Raw genomic sequence first — 18,485 nt, forward strand, 5'->3', positions numbered from 1 at the left:
ACCCGGCATGGCGCTGTCCACGCATCTCAGCAACCACAAGCTCTATCTGCTCGGCATGCTCTGCGCCATCCTGGCCTGGGGCATGGCCTGCATCGAACTCGGAGCGAACACCCACCTCTGGTTCTCCGGCCTCAGCGAGCAGGGCTACCTGCAGGCCTGGAGCGATGAAATGCCGCGCCTGGCCAGCGACGGCTTCGTCCTGTCCTGGAGCAGCCGGGCGCTGCTGATGCTGCTGGACTACCTGCCGACCCTGCTTTCCGCGTTCGGCCTGGCGCTCACCGGCCTGTTCTTCCGCCGCCTGGCCAAGGGCGAACGCTGGTCGCAGCGCAACGCCAGGACCCTGGTGCACATCGGCCTGCTGTCCTTCCTGGCACTCTTGCTCCAGCCATTTATCAATACGCTGCAAGGTCTTGTACTATCTCTCGACCTGCCCGACGGCGAGCGTGTCCTGAGCGTTTCGATAGGACTCACTTCCGAAGCGGCCTACGAGTTTCTCAAGGCGATCTTTCTCTGCTCGTTCGGCCTGATGATGAGCGAAGCCAGGAAACTGGACGAAGAAGTAAGAGCCTTCATATGACGACCTCATGATCATCATCCGACTAGACGTCATCCTGGCGAAGAACAAGGTCCGCTCCAAGGAGCTGGCGGAAGCCATCGGTATCACCGAACAGAACCTGTCCCTGCTGAAGAACGGCAAGGTCAAGGGCATCCGCCTCGACACCCTGGAGAAGATCTGCGCCTTCCTGGACTGCCAGCCGGGCGACATCCTGGAATACGTCGCGGACGACTGATCCCCGCTCCACCCTTTCCCAACCAGAAACCATGAACAGACACCTGAACCTCTCGGGCGTTGCGCTCGCGCTCGCCCTGATCTCGGGCTGCGGCCCCTCCGTCCGCTACCAGTACGTGATGCCGCCGAGCGAAGCGGGACGCACCTGCGTCGCCCAGTGCCGCACGCAACAGAGCCAGTGCGAAAGCCTCGCGCGCCTGGAATGGCAGAACGAAAACCGCCTGCGCGAAGCGGAACGGCGCAGCTACCACTATTGCAGCCAGGGCAAGAGCAAGAAGCAGGCGCGCAAGGAATGCCTGGCGCCAGGCTATTCCTCCTCGTTCGGCTACAACGGCTTCGGCGGCTCCGGCAACTTCAACTGCAGTTCCGACTACGACCGCTGCTTCACCGACATCTGCGGCGGCACCATCCGCCGCATCGTCGAGCAACCTCAATGATCGGAGTATCCCCATGAGCCGACGCCTCTTCCCTCTCCTGCCGTTCCTGTTCCTGGTCGGCTGCGCCCAGGGCTATCCCTCCTTCTCCGGCATCCTTCCGGACGTCCGCGTCAGCGGCGACGAACGCAGCTACGCCGAGCGCGCCGAAGACTGCCTGAAACGGCGCAACTGCCCGCCAGCCACCGATCGCGATCCCTTCGTCGCCGACCCCGGGCACTACTCGCTGGGCGGCAGCTTTCACTGGTGAAGCCGGGTGCCGAAGCCTGGCAACCGACCACGGACCTGGCTTCGGCAGGCGCTTTTCTTTATCCTGCGCGCCCTTTGAACGACTGGGACGAGATCATGCTGGAGAACACCCTGGAACGCCTGGAAACCCTGGTAGCCGAGCTGCTGCAACAGAACCAGGCCCTGCGCGACAGCCACGACCAGCTTCAGCAGCAGCTGCGCCAGGCCACCGAGGAAAACGAAACCCTGCAACTCTCCATGCTCGAGCAGGAAGAAAAGCAGAGCGGCACCCAGGCCCGCCTGGAAGCCCTGGTCGAGCGCCTCAGCGCGCAGCAACCGGTTAGCGCATGAGCCGCGACGGCGTCCAGGTCCTGTCGATCCTCGGTCGGGACTATTCGATCCGCGTGCCGGCCGGCGAGGAGAGTGCCCTAGCGGACGCCGCCGCGTTGCTGCAAGCGGAAGTGGACGCCAACAAGCGCAAGTTTCCCTACGTCACCAGCAACGAGCTGGTGGTGCTCTCCGCGCTCAATCTCTGCGCCCGCCAGCTCGGCGCGAACGACGGCGAGTCGCCGCGCCTGCGGGCGGTGGAGCAGCGCCTGGAGGCGCTGGTCGAGCGGATCGCCGGGGCATCCGGCTAGTCGCGCGCCTGCGGACTCGCCCAATACAGCTGCCGATGCCCGCGCGCCTGGTAGTCCTTGACCAGCGCGCAGGCCTCGTCGCGCGTCAGGTCGCGGCGCATGACGAAGGCATTACCGTTGTCGTCCTGGCGCCACAGGCACCAGCGCGTTTCCTCCGCCGGCTTCGCCGCCACCGCGTCAGGCCTTCAGGGTCGAAGTCTTGCGCAAGCGCAGCGCGAGCATGACCAGCAACACGCCGAAGAACACCGCGTAGGCGCCGATCACCCAGACCACCGCCAGCGCCCCGGCGCCGGGGTTGGCGATCATCAGCACGCCGAACAGCACCGAGATGGCACCAGAGAGGATCATCCACCATTCGTTCTGGATCGACTTGCGCAGGCGGATCGCCGCGACGATCTGGAAGATGCCCATCGCCAGCGCCCAGCCGGCGATGATCAGGAGCAGGCCGATGGCGGTCAGTTGCGGCCAGAAGAACGCAACCAGGCCGGCCGCCACGCCGATCACCCCGACCAGCGCCAGCGGCCAGTTGAACTGCCCATCGCTGCGCATGTTGAACGCGGCGATCAGGGCGAACGCTCCGTCCACCAGCGCGTAGGCGCCCCAGAACAGCACCAGCACGGTCAGCGCCAGGGCCGGCGAGAGCAGGGTCAGGACGCCGAACACCAGCGCCGCCACGCCGCGCAGGGCCACCAGTTTCCAGTGCTTGCCCAGTTCGGCCCACAGGGGATTGTTTTCCACGCTTGCCTCCAGAGGCCGCCCTTGAGCGGCCCGTTCAGGTTGAGTCCTCCCACCTTAGTCCTTTTGCCGGGAGGCTGTCAGGGGGCGGAGGCGGGAGGCAAGGCGTGTGCGCGGGCTCAGGGCCGGGACTTCTCCGGCGGCCGCTGGCGGCGCCAGCAGGCGAACAGGTTCCAGGCCAGCAGCAGGCTGACGAAAGCGGAACTGACGTAGAACAGCAGGTTGTCCATGACCTTTCCTCCGCAGCGGCGCCCCGCCAGGGGGCGCCTCGTCCGGCTCAGCTGCCGGCCACCTTGCGCACGTGGGCGGACTCCTCGCCGAGGTTGTTCAGCATGCGCTCGCTGTACCAGTCGAGGAAATTGATCACACCGAACTCGTAGGTCTTCGAGTATGGACCAGGCTGGTAGGCGTCGGAGTTGATCCCGCGCTGGTTCTCCTCGGCCAGCCGACGATCCTGGTCGTTGGTCGCGTCCCATACCTCGCGCAGGCGCGCCACGTCGTAGTCGACGCCTTCCACCGCGTCCTTGTGCACCAGCCATTTGGTGGTGACCAGGGTTTCCTGGGCGCTGATCGGCCACACGGTGAAGACGATCAGGTGGTCGCCCATGCAGTGGTTCCAGGAGTGCGGCAGGTGCAGGATGCGCATCGAGCCGAGGTCGGGGTTCTTGATCCGGCCCATGAGCTTCTTGCTGCCTTGCTTGCCGTCCATGGTCATCGACACCGTGCCGTCCAGCAGCGGCATGCGCACGATGCGATTGCGCAGGCCGAAGCTGGCATGGGCGTACGGGATCTTCTCGGCGTCCCAGGCGCTGGTGCAGGCCGCCACCTGGTCCTTGAACGCCTGGCTGGCGCGCGGGTCGGTGACGTCGTCCCACTCCAGCAGGGTCTTCAGCAGTTCCGGGTGGGAGCCGTTGCAGTGGTAGCACTCGCGGTTGTTCTCGATCACCAGCTTCCAGTTGGCGGCTTCGCGGATGGTGGTCTGCACCGCCACCTTGGCGTTCTCCATGTCGTACGGCTCCATGTAGTGCTCGAGCGTCGCCAGGAAGTCGTCGATGGCCGGCGGGTTCTCCGCCAGGCTGATGAAGATGTAGCCGCCGGCGGTCTTCACCTGGATCGGCTTCAGGCCGTACTCCTTCATGTCGAAGTCGGCGCCCATCTCGGTGCCGGCGAACAGCAGGCGGCCATCCAGCTCGTAGGTCCACTGGTGGTAGGGGCAGACCAGCTTGGCCACCTTGCCTTTCTCGCTCACGCACAGGCGCGAGCCGCGGTGCCGGCAGACATTGTGGAAGGCATGCACCTGGCCTTCGGCGCCACGGATCACCAGGACCGGGTTCTTACCGATCTGCAGGGTGAGAAAATTGCCCTTGGCGGGAATCTCGCAGGTCATGCCGGCGATCAGCCATTCCTTGTGGAAGATCTCCTGCATGTCGATCTCGAACAGGCGCTGGTCGCAGTAGAAGGGCTGCGGCAGCGAGAAGCTGTGGTCGCGGCTGCGCAGCATGTCGGCGGTGACCTTGCGGGCCGGTTCCAGGGGATCGCCGAGACTCAGGGTGGAAGTGACGTCCATCGGTAACTCCTCATGCCGCCCCCGCGCGGGTGGCGGCGGAAAAAGTGGCTGATACGGTTGCTACGCAAGGTGGCGTTCACAGCCTTCCTCATCCCGGCGCGGCGTCCGGAATCCCGCCCTGCCGATGGACGGGCCCCGCCGTGGCGGGAATGAAGGTCAGTCGCTCTACACGTCCGGGCTCTACCCTCCCGGGGTTCATGCAAACCCTCGTCTCGGCTGGTCTGGAGTGTGGGCCCGCGCCCGCCGCCGACCTTATCCATGGGCGACATGACCGCATCCGTTTCCGACGCTCCGGGCCGCGTCCCAGCAGGCAGGTCGCGATAAGCATGTAAATGTCGCTGGCAGGTAAATGAGCGGCCACGGCGATGCGCACAATCCGCCCCATCAGGCCATCGTTCGGCCCCGTGCGCACGGAGAGATCATCATGTCGAGCAACTTCCTCAATCCGGTCACCACCCAGACCTGGGCCAACGGCCGGCACCTCGTGCGCTGCGTCAAGGTCATCCAGGAAACCTGGGACGTGCGCACCTTCTGCTTCATGGCCGACCAGCCGATCCTGTTCTTCTTCAAGCCGGGCCAGTTCGTCACCCTGGAGCTGGAGATCGACGGCGAGCCGGTGATGCGCTCCTACACCATCTCCAGCTCGCCCTCGGTGCCCTACAGCTTCTCCATCACCATCAAGCGGGTGCCGGGCGGGCGGGTTTCCAACTGGCTGCACGACAACCTCAAGGAAGGCCAGGAGCTACCGGTGCACGGTCCGGTCGGCCTGTTCAACGCCATCGACTTCCCGGCCGACAAGGTGCTGTTCCTCTCCGGCGGGGTCGGCATCACCCCGGTAATGTCCATGGCGCGCTGGTTCTTCGACACCAACGCCAACGTCGACATGGTCTTCGTCCACAGCGCCCGTTCGCCGAAGGACATCATCTACCACCGCGAGCTGGAGCACATGGCCTCGCGGATCGACAACTTCAGCCTGCACATCATCTGCGAGCGCCACGGCCTCGGCGAAGCCTGGGCCGGCTACCGTGGCTACCTGAACCTGCGCATGCTGGAACTGATCGCCCCGGACTTCCTCGAGCGGGAAATCTTCTGCTGCGGCCCGACGCCCTATATGAGCGCGGTGAAGCACCTGCTGCAGGGCCACGGCTACGACATGAGCCGCTACCACGAGGAAGCCTTCGGGCCGACTCCGCCGGAGGTCCGCGCCGACGTCAGGGAACTGGCCGCGGAAGCCGCCGAGGCGCCGGAGGTACCGGTCGCCGACCAGCACCAGGTGGAATTCACCGCCACCGGCAAGAGCATCCGCGTCAGCCCCGGGGAAACCGTGCACGCCGCCGCCGCCAAGCTCGGCCTGCACATTCCGAAGGCCTGCGGGATGGGCATATGCGGCACCTGCAAGGTAATGAAGACCGCCGGCGAGGTGGAGATGGAGCACAACGGCGGGATCACCGACGAGGATGTCGCCGAAGGCTACATCCTCTCCTGCTGCAGCGTGCCCAAGGGCGACGTGGTCATCGACTACTGAGGGCGCGAGGGAAACGCCAGGCGCTCCCAGTAGCGCCGCCGCGGCAGTTCCTCGGCCGGCAGCCAGCGTCCGGCGCAGGCCTGCAGCGGCTCGGCGGGAGCCTTCAGCAGCGAGTCCAGGGCCAGCACGTAGCGCCCCGTCCCCGCGCAGCGGAAGCACAGGTCGTCGTCGAAGCTGTCGAAGCACGGGTACTCGCCGAGGTCGTCGCGGTAGCGACGCAACGTCCGCTCTTGCACGTCGAGCAGCAGCAGGCGCCACTGGTCCCGTTCCAGGTCGCTTTCCTCGTAGCGCTGGACGTGCCGGGTCAGCGCCAGGTAGCGACCGTCCGCCGACCAGATCATTGGCGCCGCCAGGTTGCCCAAGCCGATGCCCGACGCGGTCAGCAGGTAGCCGTCGCGGCTGAACCCGGCGCGCACGTCCTCGTCGCGGTGCATGCCCTCGTAGTGGAAACCGAAGCCCCAGGCGGCGTCCTCCGCGCCCACCGACGGCAAGACGAAGTCGCCGTCGCTCCAGGGCCGCGGCGCTGCGTCCAGCCAGCGCGACGTGGGGCACAGCCGCCAGGCCGTGCCATCGAACGCCACCCGCGCCTGCTCGTAGTAATGCCGCCAGTCGTCGTGGAAGCGGCCGAATGCGTGCCAGGCGCCGGGCTCGGGCAAGCCTTCGTCGAAGCGGCGCAACAGGCCGGGGTCGCCTTCGCCCGGCCCGCCCGGCGGCTGGTAGGCGTTGCGGCCGAGCAGGTGGAGCAAATGCACCTGGCCATCGATGAAACCTTGCAGGTGTAGATCGGCCAGCGGCTCGGCGAGCCACTCCAGGCGCCGCTCCCGGCTATCGAGTATGGCCAGGCGCTGCGGCAGGGTCGGCGCCTCGGCGAAGGCCACCACGGCCAGGTAGCGACCGCAATCGGACACGCGGTGGTCGAGCGTCCACTCGCCATCCAGGCGCCAGTCGCCCAGGCGCAAGGCATAGGCGCCGCGCTCCGCCTCCTGATCGTCGCGCAACCACTCCCAGACGGCCCGGCTGCCATCGGCCAGCGGTGCGCTCTGCAACAGGCATCCCGGCCTGCCGGCCGCGCCATCCAGGGGCAGCAACAGGTCCAGGCGCGGCATGTCGGCCTCGCGCCAGCGCGGCCGGTCGTCCGCATCGCGAGCGTGCAGAAGGTAGAGGCTGGAATGGCTGTACGAACCCAGCGTGCCGTAGCGTTCGTAGGTCAGGCAGGGTTGCGCCAGGTCCAGGCCGAAACGCAGCCAGCCATCCTCCAGCCCGAGCAGTTCGGGCCCGCCGGCATGGGGCTCGGCGGGCAACGCCGACCACGGCGCGCCCAGCGCACGCAGACCGCCGTCCTCTCGCCAAAGCCAGTAGGCATCCTGCCCCAGCGGCTCGCCTGCTGCCTGCAGCGCCAGCGCCCGGCCGTCATCGTTCCAAGCCAATGGCGGCGCTTCACGGGACAGGTAGAGGCCGCTGGCCTCGTCGTTTATCCACAGCTCGCCGCGGTTGGCGCGCAGCGGCGCGAAAGGATCGTCCAGGGCCAGCAGGCTGTCCGGCAGCCAGGGGCGGATTTCCAGCGCGGGTCCGCCAAGCGGGGTCGGTAACGGTTGCGCGCGCAGATCCCTGCTCCAGCGCTGCCATTCGCTCTCGGGCAGCCAGAGGTCGCCGATGGCAACGAAGGACTCGGCCTCGCTACCGGCCTTGAGCATCTGTAGCTCGAGGCGCTGCGGTGCGTTGGACGTCAGCGGACTGTGCCGGCCGATCACCTCGCGCTCGGTGACGCTGTCCAGCTCCCAGAAGTTGTCCACGGCACAGCGGTAGAGCAACCGCTCCTGCCGGTCGAAGATCGCCAGGCCCCACGCGCCTCGGCTCGGTATCGGCGAAACGAAGTGGCGGCCATCGCTGGAAAAGCGTGCCGAAGGATTGCAGTCGGGGATGAAACAGCCGTCGGGCATCAGGTAGTGGCATACCAGCGGGCCGCCCATGGCGATCTCGCCGCCGTCGAACAGGCGGATCGCCTCGCCCTCGGGGGTCCGCTCGGGCGCTTCGCCGCCCCATGCGCTACCTCCGGCCGGCAGGGGTACGTCCAGCGCTTGCGGAGCCTGGCGCTCCAGGCGCAGGCCGCGCTCGAAGCGGATCTGCAACAGCACGCCGCCGATCACCGCCAGCAAGCCACCGCCCAGTCCCAGCCAGAAGCCCGGCAGTGCCTGGCCCAGGGCGATGCCGCCACCCAGAACCCAGAAGAACAGCGCCTGTTGCAGGCGATACGGCACCTTGCCGCGCCAACGATCCGTGGCCCACTCGGCGCCCAGCAGCAGCACCCAACCCAGCGCTACCAGCGGCAACGGAAGGAGGACGCCAAGGGCCACCAGCACGGCGATCCAGGCGATCTCGCCGAGGCCTTCGAGCAACAAGCGGCCGAGCGGCTTGTCTGACATCCGATCATCCATGATCCATCCCACTTTCCTGGCAAAAGCCAAGGGTAATCAAGGCTCCGGCCAACCACCAGAGCCACGGCGAAGCTGACCTTCTCATACTTGAAAACACCAGGGCGCCAAGGTTGTCCACATTCGGACTGGAATTCCATACAGGTGTCTTCTCGCCACCTTGGCGTTCTCGACGATCGATTGTAAGCATTTGAAGTTAAAGGTAAAAACGACAACTTCAAGTTGGCTTCAGGCTCCAGGAACAAAGCCCTTGCCGATCTCTGGAGAGGCCTTTCGAGGGTAGGTTGATCACAGACTTATCCACAGACCGTGTGGTCCATGAGACCCCCCTGATACCCCGCGGGTTAACGATCGCTATACCGACGATGTCCACTCGCCCTGGCGCATGGGCTCCGCCAACACATCCGGCTACCCCTCCGGGTAAATCGCGCTTCTCCTCCGCTCGCGCTAGGCGCAGTCTCCTGCTCATTTAACGATCAATCCGCCAGAGACCCCGCCGTCCGGCCGCCCCAAGCGTGAGCGAACAATTTTTCCACAGGGCTTTACACTCCCCTTGGGGAAAACCAGAAAAATATTCACAGGATGAAGAAAAAACCTGGCCTATTCTGGCTCTTCATCCCTTCCCGCCCGGCCTGACCATTTATTGACCAACTCCATGCAGGCCTTACCTTATAAGGCTTACAGAACTATCCATACAGGTTGTCCACAAGGCTTTCCAGGCCTTTTGTGAGCAACCCTGCGTTTGTGCACATGCCCCCTAAAGCAAGCCGGCAGCCTGTTGACAGAAAATCCGCTCAATTCTTGACCAATAGCCTGGAAGGCGCGGGCCCTCTGGCTCCCAGCATTCTATAAACAGGCTCTGCACACTGACCTCAACAGGAATTGGGGGAAATTCCCGGCGGCGGCCGCAACCGCTGTTCCAGCGCCATCGGAGCGGGAGAATTTTGTCTTTTTCCTCAAGCCGTTACGTCCGCGCAGGGGGTTTGCGGCATTTGCCCCCACTTCGCTCCTTGCTTTTCTATCCACAGGCCTGTCTGGGTCCCGCAGGGACAATGCCCGTCACCGTTTCGTCAGCGCTTTTCACCTGAACCTTCATCGTCCTTTCACAAACGGCTGTTTTCGCTCAAAAACCGACCAACCTCCGAAGAGCCCGGCAGGGCGCCGCGCGGAAGCGACTGCGAACACGTTATTCACATTCGACTCCACAGTGTTTGTGGATTGGCCAGGTTCTCCTGGCATGGGAGTGGAACCGCGTGGATAAAGGCTTTCAACACCCCCGGCGGAGATAGGGAGGGTGTTGCCGGGGGCACTTTTGCATAGCTCCCGAACAGTTAGCCCACAGAGTTATCCACAGGATTTGAGGAAAGAGCGGCCGCCCCGCGCCATGGGGGCGACCGAGAGCGGACTCAGGCGCCCATCACCAGGCGGATGTCCCGCGCCAGTTCGCGGACCCGCTCGATATCGGTATCCCAGGAACACATGAAACGCGCGCCACCTTCACCGATGAAGGTGTAGAAGCGCCAGCCGCGCGCGCGCAAGGCTTCGATCGCCGGCTCGGAAAGCTGTAGGAACACGCCGTTGGCTTCTACCGGGAACATCAGGCTGACGCCGGGAACGTCGGCCACCAGCTCGGCCAGCAGGCGCGCGCAGCGGTTGGCGTGATCGGCGTAGCGCAGCCAGGCATCGTCCTGCAGTACGCCGACCCAGGGCGCGGCGAGGAAGCGCATCTTCGAGGCCAGTTGGCCGGCCTGCTTGCAGCGGTAGTCGAAGTCCTCGGCCAGGTCGCGGTTGAAGAACAGGATCGCCTCGCCCACCGCCATGCCGTTCTTGGTGCCGCCGAAGCAGAGCACATCGACCCCGGCCTTCCAGCTCAGCTCCGCAGGCGAGCAGCCGAGGAAGGCGCAGGCGTTGGAGAAGCGCGCGCCGTCCATGTGCAGGTGCAGGCCGAGCTCCTTGCAGGTGGCGCTGATCGCCTTCAGCTCGTCCGGGCGGTACACCGTGCCGACCTCGGTGGCCTGGGTGAGAGTCACCACGCGCGGCTTCGGATAGTGGATATCCTGGCGCTTGAGAGCGATGTCGCGGATCGACGCCGGGGTCAGCTTGCCGACCTCGGTCTGCGCCAGCAGCAGCTTGGAGCCATTGGAGAAGAACTCCGGCGCGCCGCACTCGTCGGTCTCGACGTGGGCGGTCTCCGAGCAGATCACGCTGTGGTAGCTCTGGCACAGCGCAGCCAGGGCCAGGGAGTTGGCGGCGGTGCCGTTGAAGGCGAAGAACACTTCGCAATCGGTCTCGAACAACTGGCGGAAGTAGTCCGAAGCACGCGCGGTCCACTGGTCGTCGCCATAGGCGCGTTCGTGGCCGCGGTTGGCTTCGGCCATCGCCGCCCAGGCTTCGGGGCAGATGCCGGAATAGTTGTCGCTGGCGAACTGTTGGGTGTGATCGGTCATGTGGGCCTCTGGAACGGTTGCCGAGCCCTTGTGGGGCTCCATGCGGTCGTGCCGGCACGGGTACGTGCCGGCACAGTCTGTCAGGGTAGCTTGGTCAGCTTCATCTGCTCGACGAACGGCACCAGCACCTGGCGCATCGCCGTGGCGCTGCCGCCATTGGGCGTGTCGCGGGTGCTGAGGGTCAGTACGTAGCGGTTCTTGATCACTCCGCTGAGGGTCGAGACGCCCTCCTCGCCCTTGGCCGGGACCATCACTCCCAGCGGGTCGCCCATCCGCGTGGTATCGATCAGCGGCAGGTAGTCCTCGCCGCCGAAGCGCTCGGCGGTGCCGTTCTTAAGGGCGGTCTCGCGGGTCTTGTGGAGCAGGGTCAGGTTGGTCTGGGTCATCTCGCGCAGCTTGTCCTGCGCCGCCCGATAGGCCACCGCGTCGCCCTCGGTCGGCGGCGCCGGCAGGCCGGTGTCGGTGAGGACGATCTCCAGGCGCTTGCTGCCGTCGGCAGCGCCGAAGACCACGGTGGCGTCGTTGTAGCCGCACTGGCGGGAGAGGAAGTCGTAGCCGAACAGTGGCTTGCCGGCCGGCGGCAAGGCCACTTCGAGTTCATGGCCGGTGCAGGAATCGGCCGGCAGCGCAGGCGCGGCGGCCTGCTTTTCATCGCCGCCCCCGCACCCTTGCAGGGATGCGCCGAGCAGCACGGCGGAAAGGAAGATCAGCGGGCGTTTCATGGTGTTCTCGCAGGACGAAGAGCACGCAGTTTAGCGCCAGCCCGGGGCGTTCCGCATCGGTTGCCGATTCCCACCGCCATGTCGCAAACGCACCTCCCCGTGGCGTGCATAGGCATCTGGGCCGGCAGGGCCGGTCATACCATCGCTGGCAAAGGGACCGCGTGTCCCGTTGCAGCCATTCCGGCGCGGTTCCGGCGCCGCAGGGAGACCCAGCGATGTTCAGCAAGCATGACCAGATCCGCGGCTACGACGACGAACTGCTCGCCGCGATGGACGCCGAAGAGGCCCGCCAGGAAGACCACATCGAACTGATCGCCTCGGAGAACTACACCAGCAAGCGGGTCATGCAGGCGCAGGGCAGCGGCCTGACCAACAAGTATGCCGAGGGCTATCCGGGCAAGCGCTACTACGGCGGCTGCGAACACGTCGACAAGGTCGAGCAGTTGGCCATCGACCGCGCCAGGCAGCTGTTCGGCGCCGACTACGCCAACGTCCAGCCGCATTCCGGTTCCTCGGCCAACGCCGCGGTGTACCTGGCGCTGCTCAACGCCGGCGACACCATCCTCGGCATGAGCCTGGCCCACGGCGGTCATCTCACCCACGGCGCCAAGGTGTCCTCCTCCGGCAAGCTGTACAACGCCGTGCAGTACGGCCTGGACACCGCTACCGGGCTGATCGACTACGACGAAGTCGAGCGCCTGGCCGTGGAGCATAAGCCGAAGATGATCGTCGCCGGCTTCTCCGCCTACTCCAAGACCCTCGACTTCCCGCGCTTCCGCGCCATCGCCGACAAGGTCGGCGCGCTGCTGTTCGTCGACATGGCCCACGTCGCCGGGCTGGTCGCCGCCGGCCTCTACCCGAACCCGATCCCCTTCGCCGACGTGGTCACCACCACCACCCACAAGACCCTGCGCGGCCCGCGCGGCGGCCTGATCCTGGCGCGCGCCAACGAGGAGATCGAGAAGAAGCTCAACTCCGCGGTATTCCCCGGCGCCCAGGGCGGCCCGCTGATGCACGTGATCGCGGCCAAGGCGGTGTGCTTCAAGGAAGCGCTGGAGCCGGGCTTCAAGGACTACCAGGCGCAGGTGATCCGCAACGCCAAGGCGATGGCCGAGGTGTTCATCGGCCGCGGCTACGACGTGGTTTCCGGCGGCACCGACAACCACCTGATGCTGATCAGCCTGGTTCGCCAGGGCCTGACCGGCAAGGAAGCCGACGCCGCCCTCGGCCGGGTCGGCATCACGGTGAACAAGAACGCCGTGCCGAACGATCCGCAGAGCCCGTTCGTCACCTCCGGCATCCGCATCGGCACCCCGGCCATCACCACCCGCGGGCTGCAGGAAGCGCAAAGCCGCGAGCTGGCCGGCTGGATCTGCGACATCCTCGACCACCTCGGCGATGCCGACGTGGAAGCCAAGGTCGCCACCCAGGTCGCCGGTCTCTGCGCGGACTTCCCGGTCTATCGCTGAGCCCCCCGAAGACGGTCGGGGAGCCCGACGCGCCCCGGCCCAACCCTCTCCGCGGGAGAGGGAGCAACAGTTCAGGAGCATCCACATGCAACGCTACTCCGGCTTCGGCCTGTTAAAGCATTCACTGAGCCATCACGAGAACTGGCAACGCATGTGGCGCACGCCCACGCCGAAGCCGGTCTACGACGTGGTCATCGTCGGCGGCGGCGGGCACGGCCTGGCCACCGCCTACTACCTGGCCAAGGAACACGGCATCAGCAACGTGGCGGTAGTCGAGAAAGGTTGGCTGGGCGGCGGCAACACCGCGCGCAACACCACCATCGTGCGCTCCAACTACCTGTGGGACGAGTCCGCGCTGCTCTACGAACACGCGATGAAGCTGTGGGAGGGCCTGTCCCAGGACCTCAACTACAACGTGATGTTCTCCCAGCGCGGGGTCTACAACCTCTGCCACACCCTCCAGGACATGCGCGACGGCGAGCGCCGGGTCAGCGCCAACCGCCTCAACGGCGTCGACGGCGAATTGTTGAACGCGCAGCAGGTGGCGGAGGAGATTCCCTACCTGGACTGCAGCAAGAACACCCGCTACCCGATCATGGGCGCGACCATCCAGCGTCGCGGCGGCGTCGCCCGCCATGACGCGGTGGCCTGGGGCTTCGCCCGCGCCGCCGATGCCCTCGGCGTGGACCTGATCCAGCAGACCGAAGTCACCGGCTTCCGCAAGCAGGACGGCGCGGTGATCGGCGTCGAGACCAACCGCGGCTTCATCGGCGCGCGCCGTGTCGGAGTGGTCACCGCCGGCAACTCCGGGCACATGGCCAGGCTCGCCGGCTTCCGCCTGCCGCTGGAGTCGCACCCGTTGCAGGCGCTGGTCTCCGAGCCACTGAAGCCGATCATCGACAGCGTGATCATGTCCAACGCCGTGCATGGCTACATCAGCCAGTCGGACAAGGGCGACCTGGTCATCGGCGCCGGCATCGACGGCTACAACGGCTACGGCCAGCGCGGCTCTTACCCGGTGATCGAGCACACCCTGCAAGCCATCGTCGAGATGTTCCCGGTGCTCTCGCGGGTACGCATGAACCGCCAATGGGGCGGCATCGTCGACACCACCCCGGACGCCTGCCCGATCATCGGCAAGACTCCGGTGCAGAACCTGTTCTTCAACTGCGGCTGGGGCACCGGCGGCTTCAAGGCCACTCCCGGCTCCGGAAACGTCTTCGCCGCCACCCTGGCCAAGGGCGAACCGCATCCGCTGGCCGCGCCCTTCTCCATCGAACGCTTCCACAGCGGTGCGCTGATCGACGAGCACGGCGCGGCGGCAGTGGCGCACTGACAAAAGCCGCCCGAAGGGCGAAATCCGCTGCCCCTCGCCCTTCAGGGAGAGGGTGCCGGTCAACCGGCAAGAACAGTTTCCGGAGGCTACAAAATGCTGAATATCTTCTGCCCCCACTGCGGCGAACTGCGTTCCGAAGAGGAATTCCACGCCAAGGGTCAGGCCCACATCCCGCGCCCGCTCGACCCGAACGCCTGCAGCGACGAGGAATGGGGAGACTACATGTTCTTCCGCGACAACCCGCGCGGCCTCCATCACGAGCTGTGGGTGCATGCCGCCGGCTGCCGCAAGTACTTCAACGTCACCCGCCATACGGTGACCTACGAGATCCTCGAGACCTACCTGATCGGCGAGCAGCCCAGCGTCGTCGCCGACGGTGAGAAGAAACCCGCCGTACAAGGGGAACCGGCATGAGCCAGATCAATCGCCTGTCCAGCGGCGGCCGCATCGACCGCAACCGCCCGCTGACCTTCAGCTTCAACGGCCAGCACTACCAGGGCTATGCCGGCGACACCCTGGCCGCCGCGCTGCTGGCCAACGGCGTCGACATCGTCGGCCGCAGCTTCAAGTACTCGCGGGCGCGCGGCATCGTCGCCGCCGGCGCCGAGGAGCCCAACGCGATCCTGCAGATCGGCTCCCGCGAAGCCACCCAGATCCCCAACGTACGCGCCACCCAGCAGGCGCTCTACGGCGGCCTGGTGGCCACCAGTACCAACGGCTGGCCGAACGTGCAGAACGACCTGATGGGAATCTTCGGCAAGGTCGGCGGCAAGCTGATGCCGCCCGGTTTCTACTACAAGACCTTCATGTACCCGCAGTCGATGTGGATGACCTACGAGAAGTACATCCGCAAGGCCGCCGGCCTGGGCCGCGCGCCGACCGAGGTCGATCCGGACAGCTATGACTGGATGAACCACCACTGCGACGTGCTGGTGGTCGGCGCCGGCCCGGCCGGCCTGGCCGCCGCCCTCGCCGCCGCCCGCAGCGGCGCGCGGGTGATCCTCGCCGACGAGCAGGAAGAGTTCGGCGGCAGCCTGCTGGACACCCGCGAGACCCTCGACGGCAAGCCCGCCGCCGAGTGGGTCGCGGACGCCGTGGCCGAGCTGCAAGGCCTGCCGGAAGTCATCCTGCTACCGCGCTCCACGGTCAACGGCTACCACGACCACAACTTCCTCACCATCCACGAGCGGCGCACCGACCACCTCGGCGAGGTCGCCCCGCTCGGCCAGGTCCGCCAGCGTGTGCACCGCGTGCGCGCCAAGCGCGTGGTACTGGCCGCCGGCGCCCATGAGCGGCCGCTGGTCTACGGCAACAACGACCTGCCCGGCAACATGCTCGCCGGCGCGGTTTCCACCTATGTACGGCGCTACGGCGTGGCACCGGGCAAGAAACTGGTGCTGGCCACCAACAACGACTACGCCTACCGCGTCGCCCTCGACTGGCAGGAAGCCGGCCTGCAAGTGGTGGCCATCGCCGACGCCCGGGCCAATCCGCGCGGCGAGTGGGTCGAGGAAGCACGCCAACGCGGTATGCGGGTGATCACCGGCAGTTCGGTGATCGAGGCTCGCGGCGGCAAGCGGGTCAGCGGCGCCAAGGTCGCCCGGATCGACCTGCAGGCCATGCGCGCCAGCGGCGGCGAATGGCTGGACTGCGACCTGATCGCCAGCTCCGGCGGCTACAGCCCGGTCGTGCACCTGGCCTCGCACCTGGGCGGCAAGCCGGAATGGCGCGAGGAAATCCTCGCCTTCGTCCCCGGCGACGGCCTGCAGAAACGCATCTGCGCCGGCGCCGTGAACGGCGTGTTCGGGCTCGCCGAGGTGCTCGCCGACGGCTACCAGGCCGGGAGCCGCGCCGCCCTCGACGCCGGCTACAAGACCGCCGCCGGCAGCCTGCCGAAGGTCCAGCCGCGCCGCGAGGAAGCACCCGTCGCGCTGTTCCAGGTGCCCCACGAAAAGCCCACGGCGCGCGCGCCGAAGCAGTTCGTCGATCCGCAGAACGACGTCACCGCCGCCGCCATCGAACTGGCCTGCCGCGAGGGCTTCGAGTCCATCGAGCACGTCAAGCGCTACACCGCGCTGGGCTTCGGCACCGACCAGGGCAAGCTGGGCAACATCAACGGCCTGGCGATCGCCGCGCGGGCCCAGGGCAAGAGCATCGCCGACACCGGCACCACCATGTTCCGTCCGAACTACACCCCGGTGACCTTCGGCGCCGTCGCCGGCCGCCACTGCGGGCACCTGTTCGAACCGGTGCGCTTCACCGCCCTGCACGCCTGGCACGTGAAGAACGGCGCCGAGTTCGAAGACGTCGGCCAGTGGAAGCGGCCGTGGTACTTCCCGCGCCGCGGCGAGGACATGCACGCCGCCGTGGCCCGCGAATGCCGCGCGGTGCGCGAGGCGGTCGGCCTGCTCGACGCCTCGACCCTGGGCAAGATCGACATCCAGGGCCCGGACGCGCGGGAGTTCCTCAACCGGGTCTACACCAACGCCTGGACCAAGCTCGACGTCGGCAAGGCGCGCTACGGCCTGATGTGCAAGGAAGACGGGATGGTCTTCGACGACGGCGTGACCGCCTGCCTGGCCGACAACCACTTCGTCATGACCACCACCACCGGCGGCGCCGCCCGCGTACTGGAGTGGCTGGAGCTGTACCACCAGACCGAATGGCCGGAGCTGAAGGTGTACTTCACCTCGGTCACCGACCACTACGCGACCCTCACCCTGTCCGGCCCGAACAGCCGCAAGCTGCTCGCCGAAGTCACCGACATCGACCTGGACAAGGATGCCTTCCCCTTCATGACCTGGAAGGAAGGCAAGGTCGCCGGGGTGCCGGCGCGGGTGTTCCGCATCTCCTTCACCGGCGAGCTGAGCTACGAGGTGAACGTCCAGGCCGACTACGCCATGGGCGTGCTCGAAGCGCTCGCCGAGCACGGCACGAAGTACGGCCTGACGCCCTACGGCACCGAGACCATGCACGTCCTGCGCGCCGAGAAGGGCTTCATCATCGTCGGCCAGGACACCGATGCCTCGGTCACCCCGGACGATCTCAACATGGGCTGGGCGGTGGGCCGCAGCAAGCCGTTCTCCTGGATCGGCTGGCGCGGCATGAACCGCGCCGACTGCCTGCGCGAGGATCGCAAGCAACTGGTCGGACTCAGGCCGAGCAACCCGCAGGAGGTACTGCCCGAAGGCGCGCAACTGGTGTTCGACACCCAGCAGGCGATCCCGATGAAGATGGTCGGCCACGTCACCTCCAGCTACATGAGCGCCAGCCTCGGCCACGGCTTCGCCCTGGCGGTGGTGAAAGGCGGCCTCAAGCGCATGGGCCAGAAGGTCTACGCGCCGCTGGCGGACGGCCGCTTCATCGAGGCGGAGATCTGCTCCTCGGTGTTCTACGACCCCAAAGGGGAGCGGCAGAACGTGGATTGACCGGAGAGGGATGCGCTCCTCTCCCCGGCCCTCTTCCCGAAGGGAGAAGGCAGACAGGCTACCAAGGCGCGCGGCGCCCCAAGGTGAAAACGAATGAGCAAGGCAAACGTCTACCAGCAACGCCCCGAACCCGGCGTCCACGCCGAATCGCCGCTGCACCATGCCGAGCTGCACAAGCTCGCCGGCAAGACCGCCGCGAAGGCCGGTATCGTCCTGCGCGAGAAGAAGCTGCTCGGCCACCTGGTGCTGCGCGGCGATGCCGCCGACCCGGCCTTCGCCGCCGCCGTGCACCAGGCCCTCGGCCTGGAACTGCCGGTGGCCCTGACCCTGGTCGCCAGCGGCGAGACCTCGCTGCAATGGCTGGCCCCGGACGAATGGTTGCTGATCGTCCCCGGCGGCGAGGAATACGCCGTCGAACAGCGCCTGCGCCAGGCCCTGGGCGAGGAGCTGCACTACGCGGTGGTCAACGTCAGCGGCGGGCAGACGCTGCTCGAACTGAGCGGAGCGAACGTCCGCGAACTGCTGATGAAATCCACCAGCTACGACGTGCATCCGAGCAACTTCCCGGTGGGCAAGGCGGTCGGCAGCATCTTCGCCAAGTCGCAATGCGTGATCCGCCATACCGGCGAGGACACCTGGGAGCTGGTCGTGCGCCGCAGCTTCGCCGACTACTTCTGGCTCTGGTTGCAGGACGCCAGCGCCGAATACGGCCTGCAGGTAGCGGCATGAGCAGC

General features: G+C 66.6%; 18 protein-coding genes. 12 read left to right on the forward strand and 6 right to left on the reverse strand.

Translation table 11 applies throughout. The annotated features are described in order from the left end of the window. Positions 1–7 precede the first annotated feature (7 nt). From AC1RB9_RS28325 to AC1RB9_RS28350, 6 genes are all read left to right on the forward strand, one after another. Positions 8–577 (forward strand): hypothetical protein, encoded by a 570-nt coding sequence (locus AC1RB9_RS28325; RefSeq protein ID WP_003096751.1) that lies wholly within the window; start codon positions 8–10, stop codon positions 575–577. Positions 578–584: 7 nt separating this feature from the next. Further along, complete coding sequence (locus AC1RB9_RS28330; protein WP_003096753.1) at positions 585–791, forward strand: helix-turn-helix domain-containing protein; 207 nt, start codon at positions 585–587, stop codon at positions 789–791. Between the two features lie 31 nt (positions 792–822). Next, the gene (locus tag AC1RB9_RS28335; RefSeq protein WP_003114450.1) at positions 823–1,227 is read left to right on the forward strand and encodes a hypothetical protein; all 405 of its coding nucleotides are present in this window, start codon (positions 823–825) and stop codon (positions 1,225–1,227) included. 13 nt (positions 1,228–1,240) lie between these two features. After that, positions 1,241–1,474 carry a hypothetical protein gene (locus AC1RB9_RS28340; protein WP_003105712.1) on the forward strand — a complete coding sequence of 78 codons (234 nt, stop codon included), beginning with the start codon at positions 1,241–1,243 and terminating at the stop codon, positions 1,472–1,474. A gap of 95 nt (positions 1,475–1,569) precedes the next feature. Next, positions 1,570–1,803, forward strand: coding sequence for a hypothetical protein (locus AC1RB9_RS28345; RefSeq protein WP_003105710.1), 234 nt, complete (start codon positions 1,570–1,572; stop codon positions 1,801–1,803). Next, on the forward strand, positions 1,800–2,090 hold the full coding sequence (locus tag AC1RB9_RS28350; RefSeq protein WP_003119390.1) for a cell division protein ZapA: 291 nt from the start codon (positions 1,800–1,802) through the stop codon (positions 2,088–2,090). Before AC1RB9_RS28345 ends, AC1RB9_RS28350 begins: the two co-directional genes overlap by 4 nt. On the opposite strand, the gene AC1RB9_RS28355 is transcribed toward AC1RB9_RS28350, so the two are convergent. From AC1RB9_RS28355 to gbcA, 3 genes are all read right to left on the reverse strand, one after another. Further along, positions 2,087–2,263, reverse strand: coding sequence for a hypothetical protein (locus AC1RB9_RS28355; RefSeq protein ID WP_003096763.1), 177 nt, complete (start codon positions 2,261–2,263; stop codon positions 2,087–2,089). The two genes, AC1RB9_RS28350 and AC1RB9_RS28355, sit on opposite strands and share 4 nt — an antisense overlap. A gap of 4 nt (positions 2,264–2,267) precedes the next feature. After that, positions 2,268–2,828, reverse strand: a complete 561-nt coding sequence (locus AC1RB9_RS28360) for an HdeD family acid-resistance protein (RefSeq protein ID WP_003096765.1) — start codon at positions 2,826–2,828, stop codon at positions 2,268–2,270. A 274-nt stretch (positions 2,829–3,102) separates the two neighbouring features. Then, positions 3,103–4,392, reverse strand: coding sequence for a glycine-betaine demethylase subunit GbcA (gbcA, locus tag AC1RB9_RS28365; RefSeq protein WP_003458164.1), 1,290 nt, complete (start codon positions 4,390–4,392; stop codon positions 3,103–3,105). Positions 4,393–4,816: 424 nt separating this feature from the next. Here gbcA and gbcB point away from each other — a divergent pair, with 424 nt between their 5' ends. Further along, entirely contained in the window at positions 4,817–5,917 is a 1,101-nt protein-coding gene (gbcB, locus tag AC1RB9_RS28370) for a glycine-betaine demethylase subunit GbcB (RefSeq protein ID WP_003096769.1), read from the forward strand. On the opposite strand, the gene AC1RB9_RS28375 is transcribed toward gbcB, so the two are convergent. The 3 genes from AC1RB9_RS28375 to AC1RB9_RS28385 form a co-directional block, all read right to left on the reverse strand. Then, a complete protein-coding gene (locus AC1RB9_RS28375; RefSeq protein ID WP_033873900.1) occupies positions 5,911–8,340 on the reverse strand; it encodes a hypothetical protein in 2,430 nt (809 codons plus the stop codon). The two genes, gbcB and AC1RB9_RS28375, sit on opposite strands and share 7 nt — an antisense overlap. Positions 8,341–9,755: 1,415 nt before the next feature. Next, positions 9,756–10,796 (reverse strand): threonine aldolase family protein, encoded by a 1,041-nt coding sequence (locus AC1RB9_RS28380; protein ID WP_003105702.1) that lies wholly within the window; start codon positions 10,794–10,796, stop codon positions 9,756–9,758. An 80-nt stretch (positions 10,797–10,876) separates the two neighbouring features. Beyond that, positions 10,877–11,518, reverse strand: coding sequence for a hypothetical protein (locus AC1RB9_RS28385; protein ID WP_003114452.1), 642 nt, complete (start codon positions 11,516–11,518; stop codon positions 10,877–10,879). Between the two features lie 215 nt (positions 11,519–11,733). On the opposite strand from AC1RB9_RS28385, the gene glyA reads away from it, so the two are divergent. From glyA to soxG, 5 genes are all read left to right on the forward strand, one after another. After that, positions 11,734–12,987, forward strand: a complete 1,254-nt coding sequence (glyA, locus tag AC1RB9_RS28390) for a serine hydroxymethyltransferase (RefSeq protein ID WP_003458170.1) — start codon at positions 11,734–11,736, stop codon at positions 12,985–12,987. An 85-nt stretch (positions 12,988–13,072) separates the two neighbouring features. Beyond that, a complete protein-coding gene (locus AC1RB9_RS28395; RefSeq protein WP_003096779.1) occupies positions 13,073–14,323 on the forward strand; it encodes a sarcosine oxidase subunit beta in 1,251 nt (416 codons plus the stop codon). A 93-nt stretch (positions 14,324–14,416) separates the two neighbouring features. After that, positions 14,417–14,737, forward strand: a complete 321-nt coding sequence (locus AC1RB9_RS28400) for a sarcosine oxidase subunit delta (RefSeq protein ID WP_003096781.1) — start codon at positions 14,417–14,419, stop codon at positions 14,735–14,737. Continuing rightward, positions 14,734–17,751 carry a sarcosine oxidase subunit alpha gene (locus tag AC1RB9_RS28405; protein WP_003458173.1) on the forward strand — a complete coding sequence of 1,006 codons (3,018 nt, stop codon included), beginning with the start codon at positions 14,734–14,736 and terminating at the stop codon, positions 17,749–17,751. The genes AC1RB9_RS28400 and AC1RB9_RS28405 overlap by 4 nt, the downstream gene beginning before the upstream one ends. Before the next feature lie 93 nt (positions 17,752–17,844). Continuing rightward, on the forward strand, positions 17,845–18,480 hold the full coding sequence (gene soxG / locus AC1RB9_RS28410) for a sarcosine oxidase subunit gamma (protein ID WP_003096784.1): 636 nt from the start codon (positions 17,845–17,847) through the stop codon (positions 18,478–18,480). The last annotated feature ends 5 nt before the right edge of the window (positions 18,481–18,485 follow it).

The organism is Pseudomonas sp. 20-5, assembly GCF_056782835.1.